Here is a 4,105-nt window from a genome sequence, read left to right as displayed (position 1 = left end):
AGATTTGGTATCGTTCTTCTCGGCTGAGGTGCTTGTACATTGGGCAACTTCGACTTGGCGGTTAAAGCGGCCATGATGCTCTCGCATCCTCAGCCACCTATAACCAGTTCATCTTTGTTGCACTTCGTCCTTGAATTCGCCTCACTAATAATCATCGGTTATGGCTATCAAAAAATCCGACCTGTATTCCTCCCTTTGGGCTTCTTGCGACGCATTGCGCGGGTGCAATGTTTTCGATGAGCAACCTGTGGATGGTACGCAAGACGTTGATCGCCGAGCAACAAAAACGAGCCTCGATGGGGTTGGTGCGTCCGCAAGTGGCCTGAGGGCGAGAAGGCCATGACGAATTGAGACAATCCAACCCAAAAATCGTGCTATTACGCACACAATTGCACATCGTGAAGTCCGTAGCAAATCACGCTGCAAATTCATGTGTTGTGCAGACCTTCCATAAGCAATGGCAACCAAGAAAAAACTACAACTTCCCGAAGTCAATTTTTCAGACTACGGCGATACCCGCTACCTGCACCTTGGCACGCCGTGGGTGCAAGGCTCGATGAACCTCGACAAACCGTTTGACATTGACTTGGAATACGTGCAACGCATGATGGCGTGGCTTTTGTTTGTGGACCTCGACCAAGTGGGCAAGCGCCACGCCATGCAACTGGGTTTGGGCGCTGCGTCACTCACCAAGTTTTCGTTCAAACACCTGCGCATGAAAACCACGGCGATTGAACTCAATCCGCAAGTCGTGGCCGCGTGTCGCCTGTGGTTCAAGCTGCCGGCTGACAGCGCCAAGCTGCAAGTGGTGTTGGGCGATGCGGCGGAAGTGGCCAAGCACGACCACTGGCGCGGCCAGATCGATGCCTTGCAAGTGGACTTGTACGACCACGAAGCCGCCTCGCCGGTACTGGACAGCGCCGAGTTTTATGCCGACTGCCGCCGCTTGTTGACAGACGAAGGCTGCATGACCGTCAATCTGTTTGGTCGCAGCTCTAGCTTTGCACAGAGTGTGCAGAAGATGGCGGCCGCGTTTGGCGCCGAAGCCCTGTGGGCATTCAAGCCCACCCGCGAGGGCAATACCGTGGTGTTGGCCCAGCACACCCCCAGTGCGCCAAAGCGCGCCGAATTGATGGCACGCGCCGAGGCGATTCAAGCCCGCTGGCCCCTGCCCGCCACCAAATGGCTACGCGTATTCAAACCGCTGCAAGCCTTGTGAATAAAGGGTTTACCCCTGATTCTAAGGGTCTGAAAAATAGGTGAAACCCACATCGGGTGAGGCCTGAGTGCAACTCCATAATTCATCGCATATTTGCTTTTGGATAGAGGAGACGAAATGATCAAAAGTCAGAAAGACTTTTTCTCCGGCCTGATGTTCACATTGGTCGGTGTTGGCTTTGCGTGGGGCGCAACCAATTACACGATTGGTACGGGCGCTCGCATGGGCCCTGGTTACTTCCCCATGTTGTTGGGCATCTTTTTGGCCGTGTTGGGCGGCTTCATCACGTTTTACTCGTTGGTGGAGCACACCGAAGACGGCGAGCCTGTGGGTAAGTTTGCTTGGAAGCCCATCGTCTACGTCTTGGGTGCCAATGTCGTGTTTGGTATTTTGTTGGCAGGCCTGCCTAGCTTTGGCATTCCTGCCATGGGCTTGATTGCTGCGATTTATGCCTTGGTCATCATTGCCAGTAAAGCTGGTGATTCATTCGTTCTGAAAGACGTGCTGATTCTTGGCACCGTCTTGTCGGTCGGTAGCTACTTGGCTTTCATCGTGCTGCTGAAATTGCAGATGCCTGTGTGGCCCACCTTCATCACTGGTTGAGCCTGGAGAAATAAAAAATGGATTTGATTGCAAACCTCTCGTTGGGCTTTGGCGTGGCGTTCACGCCGATTAACCTGTTGTACTGCTTGGTCGGTTGTATCTTGGGCACGCTGATTGGCGTGTTGCCCGGTATTGGCCCAGTGGCCACTATCGCCATGTTGTTGCCCGCCACTTACGCGCTGCCCCCTGTGTCCGCGCTGATCATGTTGGCCGGTATTTACTACGGCGCGCAGTACGGCGGTTCCACCACAGCCATCTTGGTGAACTTGCCAGGCGAATCGTCGTCGGTGGTCACCACCATCGACGGCTACCAAATGGCCCGCAAAGGCCGCGCTGGCCCTGCGTTGGCGGCGGCGGGCTTGGGCTCTTTCTTTGCAGGCTCTGTGGGTACGTTGATCTTGGCGGCCTTCGCGCCACCTTTGACCGAACTCGCTTTTAAGTTTGGCCCTGCTGAATATTTCTCACTCATGATTTTGGGCTTGGTCGGTGCGGTGGTGTTAGCTTCGGGCTCTTTGCTAAAAGCGATTGCCATGATTGTGTTGGGCCTCTTGTTGGGCTTGATTGGCACGGACGTGAACTCTGGCGTGGCGCGTTTCAGCTTTGACATCCCCGAACTCACCGACGGCGTGGGCTTTGTGGTGGTGGCAATGGGTGTGTTCGGCTACGGCGAGATCATCTCGAACTTGTCGCAACCCGAAGACGAACGCGAAGTCTTCACCGCCAAGGTGGAAGGTTTGTTCCCCACCAAGGAAGACTTCAAGAACATGTTGCCTGCGGTGATTCGCGGCACAGCCTTGGGTTCATTGCTGGGCGTGTTGCCTGGTGGCGGTGCTTTGCTGGCTGCGTTTGCGGCTTACACGATTGAGAAGAAAACCAAGCTGCGTCCTGGTGAAGTGCCTTTCGGTCAAGGCAACATCCGCGGTGTGGCGGCGCCTGAGTCGGCCAACAACGCTGGTGCGCAAACCTCGTTCATCCCCTTGCTCACCTTGGGCATCCCACCCAACGCCGTGATGGCTTTGATGGTGGGTGCGATGACCATTCACAACATCCAACCCGGCCCACAGGTGATGACCAGCAACCCCGAATTGTTCTGGGGTCTGATTGCCTCCATGTGGATTGGTAACTTGATGCTCGTCATCTTGAACCTACCTTTGATTGGCATGTGGATCAAGCTGTTGTCTGTGCCTTACCGCTTCTTGTTCCCGGCCATCGTGTTGTTTTGCGCGATTGGTGTGTACTCGACCAACAACAACACCTTTGACATCTGGATGGTGGCTGCCTTCGGTTTTGTGGGCTACACCTTTGTCAAGCTCGGTGTGGAGCCTGCGCCCTTGTTGCTGGGCTTCATTCTTGGCCCCATGATGGAAGAGAACTTGCGTCGCGCCTTGTTGCTGTCGCGTGGTGACTGGACTGTGTTTGGTACACGCCCACTGTCCGCAGGCTTGTTGGCCGCCGCCGCCTTGCTGTTGGTGATCGTGCTGTTGCCATCCATCAAGTCCAAACGCGAAGAAGCCTTCGTGGAAGAGTGATTCGGTTTATCCTGTTTTCATCTTCAAACGGCACCTTCGGGTGCCGTTTTTCATGGGGTATCTAGATTTGCGTCAGAATCTGTGCTCTTTGAAAGGGTTTCATAATGGATCATCCGCAACGACTGGCACTGCATAACGAAGTCCATGCACGCCCGCCGGAACCGATGCAAGCGCCCCTCGCGATTTCACGCGTGGTGATGTGGGTGGATCGGGTCAGTGCGCAAGCCAGTCGCGATCACTTGGCGCAGTTGTTACACGATCACCACTTACCCGCACCCGATGCTCACACCAACCATGTGCGCATGGACTTGGGCGCATTTCGCTTGCGTTGGGAGCTGCACACCGAATTCGTGTCGTGGACCTTCCTGCGTGCGGTCGGTGACGATGTGTTTGCGCGCGTAGAGCCCCTGAGTGCCATGCAAAGCGTGCCGCAAAAATGGCTCTCTCAGTTACCGGGTGAATGCTTGGCCCGTTTGCATGTCTGGCTGGTCCAAGGCGTTTCGTTGGACCTACACGAGGTGCTCCCCCACGTGCTGCATGAAGACACCTTGGTCGCCTCCACCGTGGCAGACGGTCATGGCGAGGTCTACACAGACTTTCAGCTCCACCCAGACGGCTACTCGCGCATCGTGCTGCTCACAGGCTCGCTCACGCCGCGCCGTCAAGGCCGCTTGGTGCAGCAGTTGCTGGAGATTGAGACCTACCGCATGGCCGCCTTGTTGGGCCTGCCTGCGGCACGAGAAGCCTCGCATGT

4 protein-coding genes are annotated in these 4,105 nt (G+C 55.7%); all 4 read left to right on the top strand.

Going from position 1 to position 4,105, the window contains the following annotated elements; all coding sequences use genetic code 11:
* Positions 1–457: 457 nt before the first annotated feature.
* A complete protein-coding gene (locus RMS03_RS02095; RefSeq protein WP_310625464.1) occupies positions 458–1,219 on the top strand; it encodes a spermidine synthase in 762 nt (253 codons plus the stop codon).
* A gap of 117 nt (positions 1,220–1,336) precedes the next feature.
* Positions 1,337–1,822 (top strand): tripartite tricarboxylate transporter TctB family protein, encoded by a 486-nt coding sequence (locus RMS03_RS02090; protein ID WP_310625463.1) that lies wholly within the window; start codon positions 1,337–1,339, stop codon positions 1,820–1,822.
* A gap of 17 nt (positions 1,823–1,839) precedes the next feature.
* Positions 1,840–3,351, top strand: coding sequence for a tripartite tricarboxylate transporter permease (locus RMS03_RS02085; protein ID WP_310625462.1), 1,512 nt, complete (start codon positions 1,840–1,842; stop codon positions 3,349–3,351).
* A 104-nt stretch (positions 3,352–3,455) separates the two neighbouring features.
* Positions 3,456–4,105, top strand: a 650-nt coding sequence (locus RMS03_RS02080) for a DUF3422 family protein (protein WP_310625461.1), incomplete at its 3' end; no start/stop codon positions are given.

The sequence above is a fragment of the Limnohabitans sp. genome, from assembly GCF_031538885.1.
Taxonomy (GTDB): domain Bacteria; phylum Pseudomonadota; class Gammaproteobacteria; order Burkholderiales; family Burkholderiaceae_C; genus Limnohabitans.
Note: the sequence above shows the minus strand (reverse complement) of the source record. Positions and strands in the feature narration are given on the sequence as shown.

What these genes read in the sequence shown, in the direction of transcription:
- RMS03_RS02095 (WP_310625464.1), top strand. Translation starts at nt 458, where the DNA reads ATGGCAACCAAGAAAAAACTACAACTTCCCGAAGTCAATTTTTCAGAC.
- RMS03_RS02090 (WP_310625463.1), top strand. Translation starts at nt 1,337, where the DNA reads ATGATCAAAAGTCAGAAAGACTTTTTCTCCGGCCTGATGTTCACATTG.
- RMS03_RS02085 (WP_310625462.1), top strand. Translation starts at nt 1,840, where the DNA reads ATGGATTTGATTGCAAACCTCTCGTTGGGCTTTGGCGTGGCGTTCACG.